Annotated in this window: 21 protein-coding genes and 1 riboswitch; of the genes, 9 read left to right on the top strand and 12 right to left on the bottom strand. The window is 74.4% G+C overall.

All coding sequences use genetic code 11. The features are described 5' to 3' along the window. Positions 1–332: 332 nt before the first annotated feature. Positions 333–1085 (bottom strand): methyltransferase domain-containing protein, encoded by a 753-nt coding sequence (locus PUR56_RS35750; RefSeq protein ID WP_329952027.1) that lies wholly within the window; start codon positions 1083–1085, stop codon positions 333–335. 80 nt (positions 1086–1165) lie between these two features. Continuing rightward, complete coding sequence (locus PUR56_RS35745) at positions 1166–1735, bottom strand: SAV_6107 family HEPN domain-containing protein (protein ID WP_329952026.1); 570 nt, start codon at positions 1733–1735, stop codon at positions 1166–1168. 566 nt (positions 1736–2301) lie between these two features. Here PUR56_RS35745 and PUR56_RS35740 point away from each other — a divergent pair. Further along, positions 2302–2946, top strand: coding sequence for a DUF4126 domain-containing protein (locus tag PUR56_RS35740; protein WP_329882160.1), 645 nt, complete (start codon positions 2302–2304; stop codon positions 2944–2946). Between the two features lie 10 nt (positions 2947–2956). Continuing rightward, positions 2957–4462 (top strand): phytoene desaturase family protein, encoded by a 1506-nt coding sequence (locus tag PUR56_RS35735; RefSeq protein ID WP_329952025.1) that lies wholly within the window; start codon positions 2957–2959, stop codon positions 4460–4462. A gap of 53 nt (positions 4463–4515) precedes the next feature. On the opposite strand, the gene PUR56_RS35730 is transcribed toward PUR56_RS35735, so the two are convergent. Then, positions 4516–5475 carry a hypothetical protein gene (locus PUR56_RS35730; protein ID WP_329952024.1) on the bottom strand — a complete coding sequence of 320 codons (960 nt, stop codon included), beginning with the start codon at positions 5473–5475 and terminating at the stop codon, positions 4516–4518. 208 nt (positions 5476–5683) lie between these two features. Continuing rightward, positions 5684–6598 carry a methylenetetrahydrofolate reductase [NAD(P)H] gene (gene metF / locus PUR56_RS35725; protein WP_329882163.1) on the bottom strand — a complete coding sequence of 305 codons (915 nt, stop codon included), beginning with the start codon at positions 6596–6598 and terminating at the stop codon, positions 5684–5686. Between the two features lie 184 nt (positions 6599–6782). Here metF and PUR56_RS35720 point away from each other — a divergent pair, with 184 nt between their 5' ends. Then, positions 6783–7889, top strand: coding sequence for a polyprenyl synthetase family protein (locus tag PUR56_RS35720; RefSeq protein WP_329952023.1), 1107 nt, complete (start codon positions 6783–6785; stop codon positions 7887–7889). A 134-nt stretch (positions 7890–8023) separates the two neighbouring features. Here the strand turns inward: PUR56_RS35720 and thiE are convergent, their stop codons facing one another. Genes thiE through PUR56_RS35705 form a run of 3 tightly spaced genes read right to left on the bottom strand, consistent with a single transcriptional unit; the run spans position 8024 to position 10300 of the window. After that, positions 8024–8674 (bottom strand): thiamine phosphate synthase, encoded by a 651-nt coding sequence (gene thiE, locus PUR56_RS35715; RefSeq protein ID WP_329882165.1) that lies wholly within the window; start codon positions 8672–8674, stop codon positions 8024–8026. Beyond that, a complete protein-coding gene (locus tag PUR56_RS35710) occupies positions 8674–9039 on the bottom strand; it encodes an Rv2175c family DNA-binding protein (RefSeq protein WP_329882166.1) in 366 nt (121 codons plus the stop codon). Before PUR56_RS35710 ends, thiE begins: the two co-directional genes overlap by 1 nt. Positions 9040–9091: 52 nt before the next feature. After that, positions 9092–10300, bottom strand: coding sequence for an NAD(P)/FAD-dependent oxidoreductase (locus tag PUR56_RS35705; protein ID WP_329882167.1), 1209 nt, complete (start codon positions 10298–10300; stop codon positions 9092–9094). A 119-nt stretch (positions 10301–10419) separates the two neighbouring features. After that, a riboswitch (TPP riboswitch) is annotated at positions 10420–10532 on the top strand. A gap of 3 nt (positions 10533–10535) precedes the next feature. Here PUR56_RS35705 and thiO point away from each other — a divergent pair. The 4 genes from thiO to pknB all read left to right on the top strand — a co-directional run bounded on the left by thiO (position 10536) and on the right by pknB (position 14578). After that, on the top strand, positions 10536–11690 hold the full coding sequence (thiO, locus tag PUR56_RS35700) for a glycine oxidase ThiO (RefSeq protein ID WP_329952022.1): 1155 nt from the start codon (positions 10536–10538) through the stop codon (positions 11688–11690). Beyond that, positions 11687–11896, top strand: a complete 210-nt coding sequence (thiS, locus tag PUR56_RS35695; protein ID WP_329882169.1) for a sulfur carrier protein ThiS — start codon at positions 11687–11689, stop codon at positions 11894–11896. The genes thiO and thiS overlap by 4 nt, the downstream gene beginning before the upstream one ends. Before the next feature lies 1 nt (position 11897). Continuing rightward, positions 11898–12695 (top strand): thiazole synthase, encoded by a 798-nt coding sequence (locus PUR56_RS35690; RefSeq protein ID WP_329882170.1) that lies wholly within the window; start codon positions 11898–11900, stop codon positions 12693–12695. A gap of 128 nt (positions 12696–12823) precedes the next feature. Further along, on the top strand, positions 12824–14578 hold the full coding sequence (pknB, locus tag PUR56_RS35685; protein ID WP_329952158.1) for a Stk1 family PASTA domain-containing Ser/Thr kinase: 1755 nt from the start codon (positions 12824–12826) through the stop codon (positions 14576–14578). 31 nt (positions 14579–14609) lie between these two features. Here pknB and PUR56_RS35680 read toward each other — a convergent pair whose 3' ends face one another. Continuing rightward, positions 14610–15248, bottom strand: coding sequence for a molybdopterin-dependent oxidoreductase (locus tag PUR56_RS35680; RefSeq protein WP_380353387.1), 639 nt, complete (start codon positions 15246–15248; stop codon positions 14610–14612). A 210-nt stretch (positions 15249–15458) separates the two neighbouring features. Between PUR56_RS35680 and bfr the strand changes: the two genes are divergently transcribed. Beyond that, a complete protein-coding gene (gene bfr, locus PUR56_RS35675; protein WP_329882172.1) occupies positions 15459–15938 on the top strand; it encodes a bacterioferritin in 480 nt (159 codons plus the stop codon). Between the two features lie 8 nt (positions 15939–15946). Here the strand turns inward: bfr and PUR56_RS35670 are convergent, their stop codons facing one another. Together PUR56_RS35670 and PUR56_RS35665 are read right to left on the bottom strand one after the other, a co-directional pair. Continuing rightward, positions 15947–16222 carry a (2Fe-2S)-binding protein gene (locus PUR56_RS35670; protein ID WP_329952021.1) on the bottom strand — a complete coding sequence of 92 codons (276 nt, stop codon included), beginning with the start codon at positions 16220–16222 and terminating at the stop codon, positions 15947–15949. Positions 16223–16418: 196 nt separating this feature from the next. Continuing rightward, a complete protein-coding gene (locus PUR56_RS35665) occupies positions 16419–17831 on the bottom strand; it encodes a class II 3-deoxy-7-phosphoheptulonate synthase (protein WP_380353392.1) in 1413 nt (470 codons plus the stop codon). Between the two features lie 243 nt (positions 17832–18074). On the opposite strand from PUR56_RS35665, the gene PUR56_RS35660 reads away from it, so the two are divergent. Further along, a complete protein-coding gene (locus PUR56_RS35660; protein WP_329952020.1) occupies positions 18075–20009 on the top strand; it encodes an anthranilate synthase family protein in 1935 nt (644 codons plus the stop codon). A 118-nt stretch (positions 20010–20127) separates the two neighbouring features. On the opposite strand, the gene PUR56_RS35655 is transcribed toward PUR56_RS35660, so the two are convergent. Then, entirely contained in the window at positions 20128–20820 is a 693-nt protein-coding gene (locus tag PUR56_RS35655) for a response regulator transcription factor (RefSeq protein WP_329882176.1), read from the bottom strand. A 91-nt stretch (positions 20821–20911) separates the two neighbouring features. Beyond that, positions 20912–22117: a MacS family sensor histidine kinase gene (gene macS / locus PUR56_RS35650; RefSeq protein ID WP_329952019.1), complete on the bottom strand. Its 1206-nt coding sequence runs from the start codon at positions 22115–22117 to the stop codon at positions 20912–20914. Between the last annotated feature and the right edge of the window lie 17 nt (positions 22118–22134).

The following is a 22134-nucleotide window of genomic DNA, read 5'->3' as shown; positions in this document are numbered from 1 at the left end:
GAGGCACGTCCAATCAGCCTTCAGAACACGCGGTCGGACGCCTGTGCGGGGGCCCGGGTCCGTGTCGTCCATATGCCCCGCGCTTCCGGCTGTCATGCTTTCCGGCTTTACCCAGATCATACGGTCCACCGGCCGGTTCCGGAGTGGTCGACCACGCGTGGGCCCGGCCACTTCGGCGGCTCCCAGCTGCACAGTGCTCAACGCGGAGGCCGCCGGACAAGTGCCCGATCCGATGGAATGGGCCCGGACCTGGGGGGATCGTGAGGAGACGGTGAGGAGACGGCCGGGAGACGCGGCGGCGGTGCGCGGGCGAACGGCGGCGGACGGGCCGGTCAGGCCAGGGTGGCCAGCAGGTGGAGCTGGGTCGCCACGGCGTGGAACGCGGGCTGCCCGGCGGCCGCCTCCTCCAGCTTGAGCAGCGCCTCCATGGCACCCGGCTCGGTGTCCACCAGGACGCCGGGCACCAGGTCGGCGAAGACCCGGACCCCGTGCACGGACTCGACCCGCAGGCCCGCCCCGACCGCCAGCCGGTCCAGCTCCTCGCCGGTGAAGCGGCGCGGCATCGGGTCGCTGTCGCCCCAGCGGCCGTCGTCGGCGGCCAGCACCGCGCGGGCCTCGGCGAAGTGGCCACCGAGGGCCCGGGCGAGCACCGCACCGTTCCGGTTCGCGGCCAGCAGGCTCACGAAGCCGCCCCGGCGCAGGGTGCCGGCCAGGCTGCCGAGGGCGTCCGCCGGGTCGTCCACGACCTCCAGCACGCCGTGGCAGAGCACCGCGTCGACGCTGCCGGGCGCGACCAGCTCGGGCAGCGTCTGGGTGTCGCCCTGCACGGCGCGGACCAGGTCGGTCACGCCGGCCTCGGCGGCCCGCCGCTCCAGCGCGAACAGCGCGTCCGGGCTCGGGTCGACCACGGTGACCCGGTGGCCGAGCCGGGCCACCGGCACCGCGAAGTTGCCGGTGCCGCCACCGGTGTCCACCACGTCCAGCACCGGCTGGTCCAGCTCGGCCGCCCGCTTCTCCAGGGCGGCCCGCACCACCTCCCACACCACGGCGGTACGCAGGGCACTGCGGGGACGCGTCGGGTACAAGGCGGGGCTCCTTGGCACGTGCAGATTCGATCAGGTTGCCTCCACCTTAGACCGAGCGGACGACGCGCCCGCGACGCCGGTCACCCGGCGTCACCCGGGTCGTCGGCACCGTCCAGCGGCAGGCGCGGGGCGGGCGGGGTCGGGTGCAGGCCGAGCAGCCGCTCGACCAGACGGAGGAAGAAGGCGGAGTTGCGGATCAGGTCGTCGGCGTCGCGGGCCGAGGCGGAGCCCCGGATGCCGGCCTCGGCGGCGGCCCGGCGGCGCGCACCGGCCGCGAAGTACACCGCCCACTCGGCGAGTTCGGGCGCGACCTCGGGCAGCACCTCCCAGGCGCTGCGGATCGCCCGGCGGCGCCGGGGGTTCTTCTCGGGCCGCCCCCGGACGGCCAGCACCGCCGCGACGGTGCGCAGCGCCGCGAGGTGCGCGGCGGCGTACCGCTCCAGCGGGTCCTCCAGGGAACGGGAACGGGTCAGGGTCCGGTGGGCGTCGGCGAGCAGGTCGAGGGCGGCGGGCGGAGCGGAGACCCGGCGCAGCACCGGGTGCACGTCGGCGCCGGTGGCCGGCCCGTGGGCGGCGGGCCGGTCGGCGGCCGGTCGGTCGGCGGCGGAGTGGAGGCGGGCGGTGACGGGCTCAGGGTGGCTGATGGTCATGGTCTCCCCCGTTCCGAGGCAGCGCACGGACCGGGTGATCCGCGCTCCTCCATCGTGACCGGCACCACTGACAATCCGGCCGGAGCGCCGTCGCCGGCGCGGGTACCGAAGCGCCGTCCCCCACGGACGGCGCTTCGGAGCACCCCGGTCCCCCCGTTCGCCGCGGCCCCCGGCCGCGGCCTTCCGGCCCCGGTTCCCCCCGCCGGTGCGCCGGTCCCCCCTGGCCCGCTCCGCCGCCCCGTGCCGGCGGTGCGGGGCCTGCGACCGGCTCCGGTGCGGAGCTCGACGGCGCTTCCGCCGGTCCCCCGTGACCGGCGGACGACGCCCGTCCGCAGCTCCGGGGCGGGGCGCCCGACGCGCCGCCGTCCCGGTGCCACCACTCTCCCGTCTTCGCAGGTCGCGGGCCATCCGCGCAGCTACTCAACCCGGTACCTGAGTATCCGTACTCAGACGCACTCGGACCGCACTCGGACCTCCCGCGGCGGGAACCGCACACCCCGCCCGCGGCGTCCCGGTACGGTACGGCGAGCCGGGCCGATCCCGGCAGGCACTCCGAGGAGGAACGGATGACGATCGTTCCGCTGATCTTCACCAGCGGACTGGCGAGCGGGATCAACGCGTACGCGGTGGTGCTGCTGCTCGGTCTGCTCGGCCGGTTCGCGGGGGCCGACTCGGTGCCGCCCGCGCTGGAGCGCACCGACGTGCTGATCGCCGCGGGCGTGCTGTTCCTGCTGGAGGCGGTGGCCGACAAGATCCCGTACGTGGACAGCCTCTGGGACGTCGCCCACACCGCGATCCGGCCGGTCGCGGGTGCCACCGTGGGCGCGCTGATCGCCTCCGCCGACCCGGGCTCGCTGAGCGAGGTCGCGGCGGGCGCGATGGGCGGCACGGCCGCGCTGGTCAGCCACCTGGTGAAGGCCTCGCTGCGGATGGCGGTCAACACCTCGCCGGAGCCGGCCAGCAACATCGTGGTCTCGCTGGCCGAGGACGTGTCGGTGGCCGGACTGGTCACCCTGGCGATCTTCCACCCCTGGCTGGCCGCCTCGATCGCCACCGTCCTGCTGCTGATCGGCCTGCTGCTGGTCTGGTTCGCGGTCAACCGGATCCGGGCCTTCCGGGCCCGGCGGCGGGAACGGAGGGCCGCCCGCGCCGCCGCGGCCGGACGCCCGGTGGTGGAGGAGCCCGTCCAGGGGACCCGGAGCGGGCCCTAGGATCGGACGCATGGCACGGATCGTCATCATCGGCGCAGGTATGAGCGGGCTCGCGGCGGCCTCCCGGCTGGCGACCCTCGGGCACAGGGTGACGGTCTGCGAGGCGCGCGGCACGTACGGTGGGATGGTCGGCCGCTACGAGCGCGACGGCTTCGCCTTCGACACCGGCCCGGGTCTGCTCACCCTCCCCGCCGTCTACCGCGACCTCGCGCTGAAGACCGGCCGGGAGCCGCTGGAGGAACTGGTCGAGCTGGGGCCGGTCGACCCGGAGAGCCGTCACCTGTTCGCCGACGGCACCGCGCTGTCGCTGCCCAACGCGTCCCGGGGCGGCGTGGTCCGGGCCCTCGACGAGGCCTTCGGCCCGGGCGCCGGCGAGCGCTGGGCAACGGTGCTCAACCACGGCCGCACGGTCTGGGAGGCCACCCGCCGCCCGCTGCTGGAGGAGCCCCTCCCCGCCGACCCCCGGCCGCTGCACACCGACCCGTACCCGGTGCCGGGGGCCGACCGGCGCGGCCTGTTCGGCCGGCTGCGCGGCCGCCGGCCCTGGACGCTGGCCGACGTCGCCGCCGAGCAGCTGGGCGGGCACCCGGCCCTGACCGCCCTGCTGCACGAGCACGCGCTGCGCTTCGGGCTCGACCCGCGCAGCGCCCCCGCCGGGGCCACCGTGCTGCCGTACATGGAGCAGTCCTTCGGCGTCTGGTACGTCCGGGGCGGCCTGCGCGCGCTGGCCGACGCCTTCCACCGGCGGTGCGAGCAGCGCAAGGTGGAGTTCCGCTTCGAGACGCCGGTCACCAAGGTGGACACCCGGGACGGCCGGGTCTGCGGTGTGCAGACCAAGGGCGACCGGATCGACGCCGACCTGGTGGTCTCCTCGATCGACACCCGGGTGCTGCACACCCAGTGGATGGGCCCGGCCGACTCCTCGGACGACTGGCCGGCCTCCGCCGGGCGGCTGCACGGCGTGCCCGGACGGGTCAGCGTGCTGCTCGCGCTGCGCGGCGCCCGCCCGGCCGGTACCGCGCACCGCACGGTGGTGCACGCCGGTGACCCGGCCGCCGAGCTGGCCGGCATCTTCTCCCCGGGCGCCCCGCCGTCGGACCGCCCGACCGTCCAGGTCCTGCGGCCGGACGACCCGTCGTTGCATCCGGAGGGCCACGAGAGCGTCGTGCTCACCGCGACCACGCCCTCGCTGGACCTCGACTGGGGGACGCCCGGCACCGCCGACGCCTTCGCCGACCGGATGCTCGACCAGGCCGACGCGGCCGGGCTCGGCCTGCGCGAGCGGGTGCTCTGGCGGGTGGTCCGCACTCCCGAGCACACCGAGCGCGACGCCGGTTCCTTCTTCGGCTCCGTGCCGCCGCCCGCGCTCGCCGGATTCGGCGGCGACCTGCTCCAGGCCCCGAACGAGGACTACCCCGGCCTCTACCTCACCGGCGGCGCCGCCCACCCCGGCGGCGGCCTGGCCCGCGTCGGCATGTCCGCCTGCATCGTGGCCAACCTCATCGGCCCCGCCTGAGCCGGACGGTCGGAGCGGGCCGCCGAGCGGGATCCGGTTCCGGGGTCCCGGAATCAGCCCTGCTGCTGCCAGGTGGTTTGCTGCGGGTAGCCGTACTGGTCGTACTGCGGCTGCTGAGGGATACCGTGCCGGCCCTGGCCCTGATCGTGGCCCTGCCCCTGGTCGGGCTGGGCCTGGTGGTGGTCCACGTGCTGGTGCCCGGGCTGGGGGTGCCACTGCTGCTGGTCGTAGCCGTACGGGTCGGGCTGCTGGACGCCCTGCTGCTGGTAGGTGCCGTACGGATCCGGCTGCTGGACACCCTGCTGCTGGTAGGTGCCGTACGGGTCGGGCTGCTGCACGGCCTGCTGCTGGTAGGTGCCGTAGTTTTGGTCGTACGCGAAGGCGGGCTGCTGCGGGGTCTGCCACTGCTGCTGGGCGTTCTGGTCCCACGCCGTCTGCTGCTGGTCGTACCCCGTCCCGTAGGCCTCGGCGTACGGGTCGGCCTGAGGAACGGCCTGGAGCAGCTCGGTCTGCTGCTGCTCGTAGTAGGCGGGCGCGTAGACGCCGTCCGTCGCCAGCTCCTGCATCGCGAAGGCTGCGGTCTGCTCGACGGCCGGTGCGTCCTCGGCCGCCGGGGCCGGCTCCGGGGCCTCCTCGACGACGCTCACCTCGCCGACCCGCTCCGCCGCGACCACGGCGGCCGCGGCCGCCGCACCGCCGGTCAGCGCGCCGAGCATGGGCACCTTGGCCAGCGGGCCGGGCAGGCCGCCGTCGGCCGTGCGGAGCGACCAGCCGGCCGCGTACCCGCGCTTCACCGAGAGGGTGACGAAGGTCTGGCCGACCGCGAACATCGCCGCGCCCCCGCCGATCACCGGGACGGATCCCATCGCCATCCCGACGGCCACCCCGAGGAAGCCGGCGAGGGCCAGGCCGCGCCAGTGCAGCGGCGCCCGGTTCTGCAGCAGCAGCTCGGCGACCAGCCAGAGCGCCACCACCGCCAACGCGCCGTACAGCAGCAGGTATCCGATCCCCATCCCGCCCGGTACCTCCAGTCGCGTGCCCGCGCGCGCCGCGCGTGTGCGGCGACTGTACCGGTTCAACGGCCCGGGTACCGCATCGCGTTCCCGGCCGCTCGGGCCCGGCTCCCGGCCTGCCCCGGACCGCCTGCGGACGGGCCGCAGAAGGGCGGAAAGCGGGCCGGGCCGGGCCGGGCGTGAGCCGCCGACGAGGCTCCGGCGCAGCTCAGCGCCGGTGCAGGCCGAGGTTCTGGTAGATCTCCAGGGTGGCCGTCGAGTGGTTCAGCGTGATGAAGTGCAGCCCGGGGACGCCCTCCGCCAGCAGCCGCTCGGACATCGCGGTGGCGTGCTCCATGCCGACCTCGCGCAGCGCCGCCGGGTCGTCGATCACCGCCCGCAGCCGGGCCTCCAGGTCGACCGGGAAGGCCGAACCGCTCAGCTCGGGGAACCGCTCCAGCTGCTTGGCGTTGGTGACCGGCATGATCTCCGGGATGATCGGCGCCTCGCAGCCGGCGGCCGTCACCCGGTCGCGCAGCCGCAGGTAGTCGTCGACCTCGAAGAACATCTGGGTGATCGCGTAGTCGGCCCCGGAGCGGATCTTCGCCACGAAGTGCCGGATGTCCTCGTCCCAGTCGGTCGACCGCGGGTGCATGTTCGGCGAGGCCGCCACGCCGACGCAGAAGTCGCCGATGCCCTTGATCAGCTCGACCAGCTCGTAGGCGTAGGTGACGCCCTGCGGGTGGTTGACCCACTCGCCGGTCGGGTCACCGGGCGGGTCGCCGCGCACCGCGAGGACGTTCCGCACGCCCTGGTCGGCGTACTGGCCGATGATGTTGCGCAGCTCGGCGATCGAGTGGTCGACGGCGGTCAGGTGGGCGACCGGGGTCAGCGTGGTCTCGGTGGCGATCCGGCCGACCATGTTGACGGTGCGCTCGCGCGAGGAGCCGCCCGCGCCGTAGGTCATGCAGACGAAGTTGGGGTCGAGCGGTTCGAGCCGCCGGATGGCGTCCCAGAGTTTCTGCTCGCCGGCCTCGGTGCGCGGTGGCATGAACTCGAAGGAGAAGGACCGCTTGCCGGCTGCCAGGAGTTCGCGGACCGTCAGCGCGCGGTCCGGTCTGGTGGAAGCGATACCTAGTGCCATGCTGGCAGGTTAGCCGCCGGGCGAAGGGTGCGGACAACTCGGTCCCAGATTTTGAGACAACGGGTGGACGGCGTTCCGGTTCCCCACCACCGCCGTTCACCCGGGCGGCCGACGCTCGTCCGTACAGTTGTTCCTGCCCGCCCGGATACCCTGGCTGAACCCCAGCGACCTCCGGAGTCCCATCGTGACCTCGTCCCGCCAGCGGCCGGCCAACCCCATTGACGTGGAGGACGTGCGCGAGCGTGTCAACGCCGCCCTCGCCGGCTTCATGGGCGGCCAGTCGGCCCTGCTCGGCAAGACCTCCCCACAGCTGGGGCCGGTCGCCGACGCGCTCCGCGACTTCCTGCTGGACGGCGGCAAGCGGCTGCGCCCGGCGTTCTGCTACTGGGGCTGGCGCGGCGCCGGCGGCCCGGCGGCGAGCAGCGGGATCGACCGGGCGGCGGCGGCCCTGGAGCTGCTCCAGGCCAGCGCGCTGGTCCACGACGACCTGATGGACCGCAGCGACACCCGGCGCGGTCTGCCCTCGGTGCACCGCCGGTTCGAGGCGCTCCACCGCGAGCACGGCTGGCGCGGCGACCGCGAGCAGTACGGCGCCTCGGCGGCGGTGCTGCTCGGCGACCTGCTGCTGATCTGGTGCGACGAGCTGTTCCTGCACTCGGGCCTGGAACCGGCCGCGGTGCTGGCCGCCAAGCCGATGTTCGACCTGATGCGCACCGAGGTGATGGTCGGCCAGTACCTGGACGTGCTGGAGCCGGTCGCCGGGGACTCCACCGACGAGGGCGCGCTGGACCGGGCGCAGACCGTCCTGCACTACAAGTCGGCCAAGTACACGATCGAGCGGCCGCTGCAGGTCGGCGCGCTACTGGCGGGCGCCCCGCCGGAGCTGGTCGAGGCGTACGGGGCGTTCGGACTGCCGCTGGGCGAGGCGTTCCAGCTGCGGGACGACCTGCTCGGCGTCTTCGGCGACCCCGCGGTCACCGGCAAGCCGGCCGGGGACGACCTGCGCGAGGGCAAGCGGACGCTGCTGGTGGCGCACGCCATGCGGGGCCTGTCGGCCGCCGACGCCCGGCACCTGGACGAGCGGCTGGGCGCGCCCGACCTGGCCGCCCCGGAGGTCGCCGAGCTGCGCGGGCTGGTGGCCCGCTCCGGCGCGCCGGACGTGGTCGAGCAGCGGATCGAGGAGCTGATGCGGCAGTCGCTGGCCGCGCTGGCGGCGGCGCCGCTGGCGGACGAGCGGGCCCGCGAGGTGCTGCTGGCGCTGGCCGAGGCCGCCACCGTCCGCAAGTACTGACCGCGGACGGCGGAGGAGGCAGGCGGCCGGTCGGCGTTCGGGCGGCGGCCCGCCGCCCGAACGGCCGTACCGCGGACGCCCGTACCCCGGACGGCGGTCCCGGGCGTGGGCCCCGGACGGCCGCCCGGCTTCGGCTAGACGGCGCGCAGCCGGCGGGCGAGCTCGGCGGCCGCGGCCCCCGGGTCGTCCGCGCCGGTGATCGCCCGGACCACCACGACCCGGCGGGCGCCCGCGGCCAGCACCTCGTCCAGGTTGCCCAGGTCGATGCCGCCGATGGCGAACCACGGCCGGTCGGTGGGCCGCCCGGCCGCGTACGAGACCAGGCCGAGGCCCGGCGCGTGGCGGCCCGGCTTGGTGGGGGTCGGCCAGACCGGCCCGGTGCAGAAGTAGTCCACGCCGGGCTCCGCGATCGCCGCGTCCACCTCGGACTCGGCGTGGCAGGACCGCCCGATCAGTACGTCGTCGCCGAGGATCGCGCGGGCGGCCGGCACCGGCAGGTCGTCCTGCCCGAGGTGCAGCACGTCCGGTCCGGCCGCATGGGCGACGTCGGCGCGGTCGTTGACGGCGAGCAGCGCGCCGTGCCGCCGGCAGGCGTCGGCGAAGACCTCCAGCGCCGCGAGTTCCTGCCTGGCCTCCAGGCCCTTGTCCCGCAGCTGGACGATGTCCACCCCGCCGGCCAGCGCCGCGTCGAGGAACTGGGCGAGGTCGCCCTGCTCACGGCGGGCGTCGGTGCACAGGTAGAGCCGGGCGTCGGCGAGACTCCGACGCCGGGTGTCGGCCGCCATCAGATCAGCATCGCCTGGGCGCGGCGCTTGACCTCGGTGCCGCGGTTCTCCTGCAGCGCCTGGATCGGGCTGCCGGGGAGCGACGGGTCCTCGGTGAAGAGCCACTCCAGGATCTCCACGTCGTTGTAGCCGCAGTCGCGCAGCACGGTCAGCGTTCCGGACAGGTGCTTGACCAGCCCGGTGCCGTCGATGAACGCGGCCGGGACCTGCAGCGACCTGTTCGGGCCGCGGCGCACGGCGATCAGTCCGCCGTGCTTGACCATGTCACGCACCTCGGTGACCCGGACCCCCCACTGCTCCGAGATGTCGGGCAGGTACATCCAGTCGGTGACCAGGGCTTCAATCTTGCTTTCGATCTCACTCACGTCACCAGACTGCCACCTCCGCGGCCCGCCGCGCACCAATCGGCCCCGCGGACTACCCGGCGACGGCCGACTTCAGCGGTACCGCGGGGTCCGCCGCACGGGCCCTGTCCAGCACCGCACCGCGTTCGACCAGCCGTCGGCCCTGGGTCAGATCGCGCGGGCGGTCGACGGCGAGCAGCGCGCGCAGGGCGCCGTCGCGCAGCCAGAGCACCGACCAGTCCGGCCCGTCCGGCGAACCGCGCCAGAGCAGTTCGTCGCCCTCGGCGTGCCGCCCGGCGTACTGCGCCCTGCGGCCGAACTGCTCGGACCAGAAGTACTGCACCGGGTCGTACGGCGGCGCGTCCGTGCCGAGCACCGAGGCCGCCGCCGCCGTGGCGGACTGCAGCGCGTGGTCCCAGTGCTGGACGGCCAGGCGGACGCCGGAGCGCGCCGAGGGGTAGCTGACGCAGTCGCCGGCCGCGAAGACGCGGGGCAGGCCGGTGCGCAGCCGCTCGTCCACCAGGACGGCGCCGGCCGCGTCCAGCTCCACGCCGGAGCCGGCCAGCCAGCCGGTCGCCGGGCGGGCCCCGACGCCGACCACCACCTCGTCGGCCGGCAGGTGCGAGCCGTCGGCGAGCAGCACCGCGCCCGGTTCGACGGCGGCGACCCCCACGCCGCAGCGCAGCTCGACCCCCGCCTCGGCGTACCAGCCGGCCATCACCCGGCCGATCTCGGTGGGCAGGGCGCCGGGGACGGGGGCCGGGCCCGCCTCGACGACGGTCACCTCGCAGCCGGCGGCCCGGGCGGCGGTGGCCACCTCGGCGCCGATCCAGCCCGCGCCGACCAGCACCAGGCGCAGGCCCGGGCGGAGCAGGGCGCGCAGGGCGAGCGCGTCGTCCACGGTGTGCAGCAGGTGGGCCCGCTCGGCGCCGGGCAGGGCGCGCGGTTCGGCGCCGGTGGCGATCACCAGCGAGCCGTAGGGCAGGTCGCCGGCGTCGGTGTGCAGCACGCCGGGGGTGAGGCCCGTGGCCCGGCGGCCGGTGAGGAGCTCGACGTCCAGCTGCCCGAAGTCGAGGTCGAGGGCGGTGGTGTCGGCCTTGCCGAGCAGCACGTCCTTGGAGAGCGGCGGCCGGTCGTACGGCGCGTGCGGTTCCGCGCCGACCAGCACGATCCGCCCCTGCCAGCCGTCGCGCCGCAGCACCAGGGCGCACTGGGCACCCGCCAGCCCCGCGCCGACCACGACCACCTGATCCGTCCGGTCCGCCCCGCTCTTGTCCGCCACGCCCGTCACTGTACCCAGCCCGGCCCCGGGCCCTCCGGTCCGGTCCGGGCGGCCCGCCCGGGGCCCGTTCCGCCCCTCGTACGCGCCTTCAACGGCCGCACCCCCCGGAGTTATGGTGGGGGCACCATCACGGGAGCCCGGCGTACCGGGCTGAGAGGCGGGCTGGAACGGCCTGCGACCGTCCGAACCTGATCCGGGTCATACCGGCGAAGGGAGAGCAGCGACTTTGACACGCTTGGCGAAAGGCGCCCAGGCCGACGTGCTGGTGATAGGCGGCGGCGTCATCGGACTCGTGGTCGCCTGGCGGGCGGCCCAGCGCGGGCTCCGCGTGGTCGTGGCCGACCCGGCGCACGGCGGCGGCGCCGCCCAGGTCGCGGCCGGGATGCTCGCCCCGGTCACCGAGCTCCAGTACGGCGAGGAGCCGCTGCTGCGCCTCGGCATGGCGTCCAACGAGCGCTACGCGGCCTTCGCCGCCGAGCTCACCGAGGCGAGCGGCGGCCAGGACACCGGCTACCGGCAGTGCGGCACGATCGCGGTCGCCCTGGACTCCGACGACCGCGCGGAACTGCGCGAACTGCACGACTTCCACCGCAGGCTCGGCCTGGACTCGCAGTGGCTCACCGGCCGCGAGGCCCGCCGGCTGGAGCCGATGCTCGCCCCGGGCGTCCGCGGCGGCCTGCACGTCACCGACGACCACCAGGTCGACGGCCGCCGGCTCGCCGGGGCCCTGGTGCGCGCCTGCGAGCGCGCAGGCGTGCTCCTGCACCGCGCCGAGGCCGTCGGACTGCTGGTCGAGCACGACCGCGCCGTCGGCGCCCGGCTGTCCACCGGCGAGAGCGTCACCGCCGACCAGGTCGTCCTCGCCGCCGGCTCCCGCAGCCACCTGCTGCCGGGGCTGCCGGAGGGCGTGCTGCCGGCGATCCGCCCGGTCAAGGGCCAGATCCTGCGGCTGCTGGTCCCCGAGGCGTACCGGCCGTTCCTCTCCCGCAACGTCCGCGCGGTGGTCCGCGGACAGCACCTCTACCTGGTGCCGCGGGAGAACGGCGAGCTGGTGATCGGCGCCACCAGCGAGGAGCAGGGGTACGACACCACGGTCACCGCCGGCGGCGTGTACGAGCTGCTCCGCGACGCCCACGAGCTGGTCCCCGGCATCACCGAGCTGCCGCTGACCGAGACCGCCGCCGGTCTGCGCCCGGGCTCGCCCGACAACGCGCCGCTGCTCGGCCCGACCGCGCTGCCCGGCCTGGTCGCGGCCACCGGTCACTACCGCAACGGGGTGCTGCTCACCCCGGTCACCGGCGACCTGCTCGCCGAGTACCTGGCCACCGGCGTGACGCCGGACCTCGCCGAGCCGTTCTCCCCCGCCCGCTTCACGAAGGTCCCCGCATGAGCGACATCACCCTGCACGTCAACGGCGAGCCCCGGACGGTCGCCGCCCCGACCACCCTCGCCGAGGTGGTGGCCACGCTCAGCCGGGCCCACTCCGGGGTCGCCGCCGCGCTGAACGAGACCGTGGTGCCACGCACCGACTGGCCGCGCACGGAGCTCTCCGCCGGCGACCGGATCGAGATCCTCACCGCCGTCCAGGGAGGCTGACATGGCCGACGACGCCTTCACCATCGCCGGTACCGCCTTCGGCTCGCGCCTGATCATGGGCACCGGCGGCGCCCCCAGCCTGGAGGTCCTGGAGCAGGCGCTGCGGGTCTCGGGCACCGAGCTGACCACGGTGGCGATGCGCCGGGTCAACGCCGCCACCCAGGGCTCGGTCCTCGACGTGCTGACCCGCAACGGCATCCGCGTGCTGCCCAACACCGCGGGCTGCTTCACCGCCGGCGAGGCCGTGCTGACGGCCCGGCTGGCCCGCGAGGCGCTCGGCACCGACTGGGTGAAGCTGGAGGTGATCGCCGACGAGCGGACCCTCCTGCCGGACCCGATCGAACTGCTGGACGCCGCCGAGATCCTGGTCGACGACGGCTTCACCGTCCTGCCGTACACCAACGACGACCCGGTGCTGGCCCGGAAGCTGGAGGACGTCGGCTGCGCGGCGATCATGCCGCTCGGCTCGCCGATCGGCTCCGGCCTGGGGATCCGCAACCCGCACAACTTCCAGCTGATCGTGGAGAGCGCGGGCGTCCCGGTGATCCTGGACGCCGGCGCCGGCACCGCCTCCGACGTGGCGCTCGCGATGGAGCTGGGCTGCGCGGCCGTGATGCTCGCCTCCGCCGTCACCCGCGCCCAGGACCCGGTGCTGATGGCCGACGCGATGCGGCACGCCGCCGAGGCCGGCCGGCTGGCCTACCGGGCCGGCCGGATCCCGCGCCGCTTCCACGCCGAGGCCTCCTCGGCGATGGCCGGCCGGGCCGAGCTGGACACCCGCGAGCACCCGGCGTTCTGACCCGGCGTTCCGACCCGGCCCCGGCACCGGCGCCGCCGCACGGTGTCACGAACCGGGCACAGACCGGCCCCGGGAGCGGTGCCTCCCGGGGCCGGCCGGGGCCCAAGCCCTAGACTCGCCGGGTGGACATGGCACTGCGCGACCCCCTGATCGGTACCCTGCTCGACGGCCGGTACCTGGTCGAGCGGCGCATCGCGGCCGGCGGCATGTCCACCGTCTACCAGGGCACCGACAGCCGGCTCGACCGGGTCGTGGCGCTCAAGGTGATGCACCCCACGCTCGCCGGCGACACCGCCTTCACGACCCGGTTCATCCGCGAGGCCAAGGCCGTCGCCCGGCTCGCCCACCCGAACGTGGTCAACGTCTTCGACCAGGGCGCGGACGGCGGAAACGTTTTCCTCGCCATGGAGTACGTCCCCGGCGGCACCCTCCGCGACCTGCTGCGCGACCGCGGCGCGCTCTCCATCAGGGCCGCGCTGGACATCCTGGAGCCGGTGCTCGCCGCGCTCGGCGCCGCCCACCGGGCCGGCCTGGTCCACCGCGACGTCAAGCCCGAGAACGTGCTGATCACCGACGACGGCCTGGTCAAGGTCGCCGACTTCGGACTGGTCCGGGTGCTGAACACCGCCGACGGCGCCTCCACCGCCGCGACCGCCGGCACCGTGCTCGGCACCGTCTCCTACCTGGCGCCCGAACAGATCCGACCGGGCGACGAGACCGACCAGCGGGTGGACGTCTACGCGGCCGGCATCCTGCTCTACGAGATGCTCACCGGACACCGCCCGCACACCGGCGAGAACCCCGTCCAGGTGATGTACCGCCACCTGCACGAGGACGTTCCGGCCCCCTCCGCCGACGTGCCCGGCGTCGGCCCCGGGCTGGACGCGATAGTGGCCGGCGCCTGCGCCCGCGACCGCGCGGCCCGCCCCCACGACGCGGTCGAGCTGCTCGCCGCCCTCCAGCGGGTGCGCCGCACGCTCACCCCGGACCAGCTGGACGCCGAACCGCCCGCCTCCACCCGGCCCAGCCCGCAGTACCCGACCGCCGAGCCCACCTCGGTGATCGCCGCCGGCCGCCCGGTCGAGCGGACCAGCGTGCTGGACGTGCCGCCGGACGTGATGGAGCAGCTGCTCGCCGAGCCGCGCCCGTACGACGAGCCGCCGCCGGTCCGTTCCCGCCGGGCCCCCGGCCGGCTGCGCCGCCTCCCCCGCCGGCCGCTGATCTGGACGGCCGTGCTGACCGCCCTGGTGCTGCTGGTCGGCGGCACCACGTACGCGCTCTCCGGCGCGCTGTACGGCACCGTGCCGGGGGTGCTCGGCAAGGACCGGGCCGAGGCCCAGCGGATCCTGGACGGCGCCGACATGCACGGCCGGTTCACCGAGGTGTACAGCGAGACCGTGCCGTCGGGGCTGGTGATCTCCACCGACCCGGGCGTCGGCGCGCGGGCCCGGAAGAGCGACACCGTGACGGTCACGGTGTCCCGGGGGCCGAAGCGGATCGCGGTGCCCGAGCTGGCGGGCAAGCCGTCCGCGCAGGCGTCCTCGGCGCTGGCCGGTGCGCAGCTGGCCGCCGGGACGGTGACCGAGACGCACAGCGACACCGTCCCGGAGGGATCGGTGATCAGCAGTTCACCGGCGACCGGGCAGCAGGTCCCGGAGAACACGCCGGTCTCGCTGGTGGTCAGCAAGGGCATGGTGGCCGTCCCGGACGTGGCCGGGATGTCGAAGGAGGCGGCCGAGAAGGCGCTCCAGGCCGCCGGGTTCGCCATGCAGAGCAGCGGGGTGAACCTGTTCGGCACCGGCAAGGTCTCCGGCCAGTCGCCGGCCGCCGGGGAGCGCCGTCCTCAGCGCACCGTGGTCACGGTCACGTTCCCGTTCCTCTAGCCGGCCGCGGCCGGCCGGGCCGCCCGCGCGGTCAGCGCAGTGGCCCGTCGCCCGGCTCCTCCTGGTGGGAGTAGCGCTGCTCCTGCCAGGGGTCGGCCAGGTTGTGGTAGCCGCGTTCCTCCCAGAAGCCCCGCCGGTCGGCCCGCATGTACTCGACCGCGCGGACCCATTTGGGCCCCTTCCAGGCGTACCGGCCGGGGACGACCAGCCGGACCGGGAAGCCGTGCTCGGCGGTGAGGGCCTCGCCGTTGCGGTGGGTCGCGAGGATCGTCGCCGGGTCGGCGAAGTCGGCGAGCCGCAGGTTGGCGCTGTAGCCGTACTCGGCCCAGACCATGACGTGGCTGACGTCCTCGGCCGGCGGTGCCAGCTCCAGCAGGACGGAGGCCGACACGCCCGTCCACTCGCTGTCGAGCACGGAGAATTTGGTGACGCAGTGGAGGTCCGCACGGACGGTGGTGCGGGGCAGTGCGGTGAACCCGTCGAAGTCCCAGCTGTGCTTCTCCGCCGAGGCGGTCGCACCGAACACCTGGAGGTCCCACGTCAGCGGCTTGAAGCGGGGCACCGGACCGTAGTGCAGCGCAGGCCAGCCGCGTCGGGCGCGCTGGCCCGGGGGGAGCCTCGGGTCAGACGGCGGCGGCGGTTCTTGTTCGGACTGACCCATGGATCCCATGGTGACAGACGGCGGACGGCGCCCGGCGCGCGCCCCTTTCCAGGCCCGCACGCCCCGCCCGTACGGGCCAACGGACAAGCAAATCGGATATTCCGACACATGTCCTAGTGAGTGTGAACTTACTGGAATTTCCTCCCGCCGCGGTGCCAGGATGCGTGCAGCCGGAGGGTACGGCCGAGGTTTCCCGGACGCACAGAGGAAGGCAGCGCCATGAAGGGCGACGCAGAAGTCATCGAGTTCCTGAACGAGCAGCTCACCGCCGAGCTGACCGCAATCAACCAGTACTTTCTGCACGCCAAGATGCAGGAGAACTTCGGCTGGACGAAGCTCGCGAAGTACACCCGGCACGAGTCGTTCGACGAGATGAAGCACGCCGAGGTGCTCACCGACCGGATCCTCTTCCTGGACGGCCTACCCAACTACCAGCGGCTCTTCCACGTCCGGATCGGTCAGACGGTCAAGGAGATGTTCGAGGCCGACCGCCAGGTCGAAGTCGAGGCGATCGACCGGCTGAAGCGCGGGATCGTGGTGATGCGGGCCAAGAACGACGTCACCTCGGCCAACATCTTCGAGTCCATCCTGGCGGACGAGGAGCACCACATCGACTACCTCGACACCCAGCTCGAACTGCTGGAGAGGCTCGGGGAGGCGCTGTACCTCGCCCAGCTGATCGAGCAGCCGGAGTCCTGAGTCCCGGCTCAGGCCGCGCGCAGCGGAGCCATCGGGCCCATCGGAGCGACCGCCGGCTCGTCGGGCGCCTCCGGGTCGGCGAGCCCCAGTCTGACGGCGAGCCGGGCGGTGGGGCAGGGCCGTGCGCCGTGCTCGCCGAGCAGGGCCTGGATCCGGCGGACGCAGGAGCCGCAGTCGGTGCCCGCCTTGCAGCCCTTGGCGATCTGGCGCGGCGTGTTGGCGCCCGCGTCGATCTCCTTCTTCACCTGGGCCTCGGTGACCGCATGGCACATGCACACGTACATCGCGGTCTCTCCCGGGGGTGAAGCGGAATGGATCTTGACTAAGGATTGCCTTAGCTCACTAAGCCTCACCTTACCCGGCGATCCGGGTGCGAAAAAGCCCCTCCGGACTCGGGAGTCCCGAATCCGGAGGGGCTTTCGTCACATCGTCCGCGCGGTGCGCCGCTCTGCGGCGGCCCGGGCGGCCCGGGGCGGACGCTCAGTTCCCGCCGCGGTACATCTCGGCCACCAGGAACGCCAGGTCCAGCGACTGGCTGCGGTTGAGCCGCGGGTCGCAGGCCGTCTCGTAGCGCTGGTGCAGGTCGTCGACCAGCACCTCGTCGCCGCCACCGACGCACTCGGTGACGTCGTCGCCGGTCAGCTCCACGTGGATGCCGCCCGGGTGGGTGCCGAGCGCGCGGTGCACCTCGAAGAAGCCCTTGACCTCGTCGAGCACGTCGTCAAAGCTGCGGGTCTTGTGGCCGCTGGACGCCTCGAAGGTGTTGCCGTGCATCGGGTCGCAGATCCAGACCGGCTGGGCGCCGGAGGCGGTGACCTTCTCCACCAGGGTGGGCAGGTGGTCGCGGACCTTGCCCGCGCCCATCCGGGTGATGAAGGTGAGCCGGCCGGGCTCACGCTCCGGGTCGAGCCGCTCGATCAGGGTGAGCGCCTCGTCGACCGAGGTGGTCGGACCGAGCTTCACGCCGATCGGGTTGCGCACCTTCGAGGCGAACTCGATGTGCGCGTGGTCCAGCTGGCGGGTGCGCTCGCCGATCCAGACCATGTGGCCGGAGACGTCGTACAGATCGCCGGTCCGGGAGTCCACCCGGGTCATCGCGGTCTCGTAGTCGAGGATCAGCGCCTCGTGCGAGGAGAAGAACTCGACGGTCTTGAACTCCTCCGGCGCCACGCCGCAGGCGTTCATGAAGGCCAGCGCGTTGTCGATCTCGCGGGCGAGCTGCTCGTAACGCTGGCCGGCCGGCGAGTTGCGCACGAAGTCCTGGTTCCAGGCGTGCACCTGGCGCAGGTCCGCGTAGCCGCCGGTGGTGAAGGCGCGCACCAGGTTGAGCGTCGCCGCGGAGGCGTTGTACATCCGCTTCAGGCGCTCCGGGTCCGGGATCCGGGACTCCGGGGTGAAGTCGAAGCCGTTCACCGAGTCACCGCGGTAGACCGGCAGGGTCACGCCGTCGCGGGTCTCGGTCGACTTGGAGCGCGGCTTGGAGTACTGGCCGGCGATGCGGCCGACCTTCACCACCGGGACGGAGGCCGCGTACGTCAGCACGGCCGCCATCTGGAGCAGCGTCTTCAGCTTGTTGCGGATGTGTTCGGCCGAGACGCCGTCGAAGGCCTCGGCACAGTCGCCGCCCTGAAGGAGGAACGCCTCGCCTCGGGCCACGGCACCGAGCCGGGCGCGCAGCTGGTCGCACTCACCGGCGAAGACGAGCGGCGGATACGAGGCGAGCTCGGCAAGGGTCTTGCGCAGAGCCTCTTGGTCCGGCCATTCAGGCTGCTGCGCCGCGGGCAGGGACTGCCAGGAGTGGCCAATCCGGGATGTCTCAGTCGTCACGGTCACACGGGCAAGGCTACGGGGTGCGCCGACCGTTTTGTGACCACTGCCCGAGGGGTGAGACATCCGCCGGACAAATTTCCGGTGATCCTCCTCACCCGGCCACCCGTGCCATCCGCTAGGCTCGATCCCGTGAACGCACCGCGCACCTCCTCCTGGTGGTGGGCCGACCCCCTGGGTGGCCCACGTATCGCGCGTTCCTAGACGAACACGACGGCCGCCCCTCGGGGCGGCCGTCGGCGTTTCAGCGGACGACCCTCCCGGGAGCGGATTCCAGCACCGCAACCGACCCGGAAGGAACGCCGCACCGTGACCAGCGCCGCCGATCTCCTCGCCCGTCTCACCGGCCCCGACGCACCGGCCTTCGCCCTGCTGCACCGCCGCACCCCCCGCACCGCCCCGGACACCGTCGAGGTCCTGCTCGGCACCGTCGGCCGGTACGACCGGCTGGCCGACCTGCCGGTCCGCCACGGCGTCCCCGCCGACGGCCCCGTCCACGACCTGCTCGCGCTGGTCCCCTACCGGCAGATCCGCGAACGCGGCTTCGAGGCGCACGACGACGACGCCCCGCTCCAGGCGCTCTCGGTCACCGAGCAGTACGCCGTGCCGCTGGCCGACCTGGCCGACGCCCTCCCCCGGTCCCCCGTCACCCTCACCGGCGGCGCCTTCGACATCGCCGACGACGAGTACGCCACGATCGTCCGCCGGGTGATCGAGGACGAGATCGGACGCGGCGAGGGCGCCAACTTCGTCATCAGGCGCGACTTCACCGCCACGCTGGAGGACTTCTCCCCCGCTCTGGCGCTCACCCTCTTCGGCCGTCTGCTGGAGCAGGAGCGCGGCGCCTACTGGACCTTCCTGGTCCACACCGGCGAACGCGTCCTGGTCGGCGCCTCGCCCGAGGTGCACGTCCGGCAGAGCGGCGGGACGGTCGTGATGAACCCCATCTCCGGCACCTACCGCTACCCGGCCGCCGGCGCCGACCTCGACTCGCTGCTCACCTTCCTCCACGACGCCAAGGAGCTGGAGGAGCTGACCATGGTGGTCGACGAGGAGCTCAAGATGATGTGCACCGTCGGCGACCTCGGCGGTCAGGTCCTGGGCCCCCGGCTCAAGGAGATGTCCCACCTCGCGCACACCGAGTACGAGCTGCGCGGCCGCACCTCGCTGGACGTCCGCGAGGTGCTCAAGGAGACCATGTTCGCCGCCACCGTCACCGGCAGCCCGGTGCAGAACGCGACCCGGGTGATCCGCCGGTACGAGCGCGGCGGGCGCGGCTACTACTCCGGCGCGCTCGCCCTGATCGGCCGCTCCGCCAGCGGCGGCCAGCTGCTCGACTCACCGATCTGCATCCGCGCCGCCGACATCGACCCGGCCACCGGCCGCCTCGCCGTCCGGGTCGGCGCGACCCTCGTCCGGCACTCCGACCCCGACTCCGAGGTCGCCGAGACCCACGCCAAGGCGGCCGGGGTGCTCACCGCGATCGGCGCCCGCCCCACCCCCTCCCGGCGCCCGGGCCCGACGGGCCCGCGGCTCGGCGACGACCACCGCGTCCAGGCCGCGCTGGACGCCCGGCGCGCCGGGCTGGCCCCGTTCTGGCTGCGGATGCAGCAGCCCGCGCAGGTCACCGAGGAGCTGGAGACCCTGGTGGTCGACGGCGAGGACACCTTCACCGCCATGCTGGCCCACGTGCTGACCTCGCTCGGCCACCGGGTCACCGTGGTCCGGTACGACGAACCCGGCCTGCGCGCGCGGGTCGCCGCCCACCCCGGCCCGCTGGTGCTCGGCCCCGGCCCCGGCGACCCGGCCGCCGACGACGACCCGAAGATGGCCGTGCTGCGCCCGATCGTCACCGACGCGCTCGCCGCCGTCCGGGCCGGCCGGCGGACCGCGCCGCTGCTCGCCGTCTGCCTCAGCCACCAGCTGCTGTCGGCCGCGCTCGGCCTGCCGCTGGCCCGCAAGGACGTGCCCTACCAGGGGGCCCAGGAGACCGTCGACCTCTTCGGGACCAGGCGGACGGTCGGCTTCTACAACACCTTCACCGCCCGCTGCTCGGCCGAGGACGCGGCCCGGCTGGCCGCCGAGGGCGTGGAGGTCTCCCGCGACCCGCTGACCGGGGACGTGCACGCGCTGCGCGGACCGGGCTTCGCCGGGCTCCAGTTCCACCCGGAGTCGGTGCTCACCCGGGAGGGCGTGGGGATCGTCGCCGGGCTGCTGCGCGACGCGTCGGCCGTCACCCGCTGACTCCGCCCCGGGCGGGGGCCCGCCGCAGCGCGCCCCCGCCCGGTCCGCACGCGGCCGCCGCACGCCCCGTCAGGTCCCGTAAGTTCCCGTCCGGTCCCGTCAGGCTCCGGGCGCCGGGTCAGATCTCGTCGTCCAGCCCCTGCTCGATCGCGTACCGGACCAGCTCGACCCGGTTGTGCAACTGGAGCTTGCCCAGGGTGTTCTGGACGTGGTTCTGCACCGTGCGGTGGGAGAGCACCAGCCGGTCGGCGATCTGCCGGTAGGACAGGCCCTTGGCGACCAGTCGCAGCACCTCGGTCTCCCGGGCGGTGAGCTGCGGGACGGCGGGAGCCGTCGGGGCGGCCGGCTCGGCGGCCAGCCGGCGGAACTCCCCCAGCACCAGCCCGGCCAGGCCCGGGGTGAAGACCGCGTCGCCGACGGCGGTGCGGCGCACCGCGTCCAGCAGCTCCTCCCGCCCGGCCGACTTGACGAGGTAGCCGGTCGCGCCGGACTTCACCGCCTCCAGCACGTCCGCGTGCTCGCCGCTCGCGGAGAGCACCAGGACCCGCACCGTCGGATCCTGGGCGACCACCTGACGGCAGGCCTCGGCGCCGGACAGTCCGGGCAGGTTGAGGTCGAGCACCACCACCTGCGGGGAGCAGGCACGGGCCCGGCGGACGGCCTCCTCGCCGTCACCGGCGGTGGCCACCACGTCGAAGCCGGACTCGGCGAGATCGCGGGAGACGGCGTCGCGCCACATCGGGTGGTCGTCCACCACCATGACCCGCACCGGCCGGTCGGCCGGCTGCGGGTCGGTCGGTCGGTCGTTCATGGTCGGCACCCTCTCAGGGCAGGTTGCACGGACGGGCGGAAGGTCTTCCGGAAGCCGCGGGAGCCACCCCGGGACCGGGCGCGCGGCGCTCTCACCGGACGCCGTGCGGAACGTCCCGCACACCGCTGCGCGGGACACGGAGCTCGACCTCGACGCCCTCCCCCGGCGACGAGTACAGCTCGGCCGTGCCGCCGAGGTCCAGCAGCCGGCCGCGGATCGACTGGGAGACGCCGAGCCGCCCGGCCCGCTCCGCCTCACCGAGCCGACCGGGCGCGAAGCCCGGGCCGTCGTCGCGGATCGACACCGTGACGGCCTCCGGCTCGTCCTCGACCAGGATCCAGGCGCCGGCCCCGGGCCCCGCGTGCCGGCGGACGTTGTCCACCGCGGCCCCGACGGCGGCGGCCAGCTCGCCGGCGGCGGCGGCGGGCAGCAGCACCGGTGTGCCGGGCGCCGAGAGGGTCACCCGCTCGCCCGCGTAGGGGGTGAGCAGGTCGCGCAGGTCCTGCGGCTGCGCCGGCTCGCGCTGGGCGGGCAGCGGACCGCCGCTCATCAGCGTGCGCAGGGCGCGTTCCTGCTCCCCCGCCAGCCGGCCGAGCTCGGTGAAGTCGGGGCCCCCGCCGGACTGTTCGGCACCCCGGCGCTGGACGAGGGCGAGCACCTGGAGCACCCCGTCGTGGATGTCCCGGGAGAGCCGCTCGCGCTCCCGGGTGGCCGCCTCGACCTGGAGCGCCCGGGTGAGGGTCGCCTCGCTGGCCCGGGCCAGTTCGATGACGTAGCCGATCGCGCAGCCGGCCACCATGAGCAGCACGATGTTGTGGATGTTGTCGCCGGTCGGGCCCCCGTGGCCGAGGATGTTGGCCACCCCGATCACCGAACCGGCCGCCGCCGCCCAGCGCCAGCCGCCGCGGCCGGCGAAGCCGAGCACCGTACCGGCGGCCCAGATGGTCGGCAGGGTGGGCGCACCGTGGCTGATCCGGGACGGCGCGTCGGTCAGCCCGCTCATCACGATGCCGGTGACGGCGAGCGTCAGGTCGGTGCCGAGCACGTACCAGGTGCAGCGCAGCGGGCCGGAGAAGGCGCGGGTGGAGGCCAGCGTCCAGAGGGTCAGCGCCCCGAGGTAGATCCAGCCGGCGACGGGGTGCAGGAACTCCAGGTAGGAGTTGAAGTACCGGATCAGGGCGTAGGCGAGCGCCAGCACCCGGAAGAAGGAGATCGCCCGCCAGAGCGGGTGCTCGACGGACATGCCGCCGGTCGCCACGGCCCCGCCGACCGCCCCGGTTCTGCCGTCGTCCGTCATCCCCGCTGTCCTCCCCC

The sequence above is a fragment of the Streptomyces sp. BE303 genome, assembly GCF_036290945.1.
Taxonomy (GTDB): domain Bacteria; phylum Actinomycetota; class Actinomycetes; order Streptomycetales; family Streptomycetaceae; genus Kitasatospora.
Note: the sequence above shows the minus strand (reverse complement) of the source record. Positions and strands in the feature narration are given on the sequence as shown.

Coding starts and splice junctions, on each gene's coding strand:
- PUR56_RS35745 (WP_329952026.1), bottom strand. CDS start 1,735: ATGACCATCAGCCACCCTGAGCCCGTCACCGCCCGCCTCCACTCCGCC.
- PUR56_RS35740 (WP_329882160.1), top strand. CDS start 2,302: ATGACGATCGTTCCGCTGATCTTCACCAGCGGACTGGCGAGCGGGATC.
- PUR56_RS35735 (WP_329952025.1), top strand. CDS start 2,957: ATGGCACGGATCGTCATCATCGGCGCAGGTATGAGCGGGCTCGCGGCG.
- PUR56_RS35730 (WP_329952024.1), bottom strand. CDS start 5,475: ATGGGGATCGGATACCTGCTGCTGTACGGCGCGTTGGCGGTGGTGGCG.
- metF (WP_329882163.1), bottom strand. CDS start 6,598: ATGGCACTAGGTATCGCTTCCACCAGACCGGACCGCGCGCTGACGGTC.
- thiE (WP_329882165.1), bottom strand. CDS start 8,674: ATGGCGGCCGACACCCGGCGTCGGAGTCTCGCCGACGCCCGGCTCTAC.
- thiS (WP_329882169.1), top strand. CDS start 11,687: ATGAGCGACATCACCCTGCACGTCAACGGCGAGCCCCGGACGGTCGCC.
- PUR56_RS35690 (WP_329882170.1), top strand. CDS start 11,898: ATGGCCGACGACGCCTTCACCATCGCCGGTACCGCCTTCGGCTCGCGC.
- pknB (WP_329952158.1), top strand. CDS start 12,824: ATGGCACTGCGCGACCCCCTGATCGGTACCCTGCTCGACGGCCGGTAC.
- PUR56_RS35680 (WP_380353387.1), bottom strand. CDS start 15,248: ATGGGATCCATGGGTCAGTCCGAACAAGAACCGCCGCCGCCGTCTGAC.
- bfr (WP_329882172.1), top strand. CDS start 15,459: ATGAAGGGCGACGCAGAAGTCATCGAGTTCCTGAACGAGCAGCTCACC.
- PUR56_RS35670 (WP_329952021.1), bottom strand. CDS start 16,222: ATGTACGTGTGCATGTGCCATGCGGTCACCGAGGCCCAGGTGAAGAAG.
- PUR56_RS35665 (WP_380353392.1), bottom strand. CDS start 17,831: ATGTCTCACCCCTCGGGCAGTGGTCACAAAACGGTCGGCGCACCCCGT.
- PUR56_RS35655 (WP_329882176.1), bottom strand. CDS start 20,820: ATGAACGACCGACCGACCGACCCGCAGCCGGCCGACCGGCCGGTGCGG.
- macS (WP_329952019.1), bottom strand. CDS start 22,117: ATGACGGACGACGGCAGAACCGGGGCGGTCGGCGGGGCCGTGGCGACC.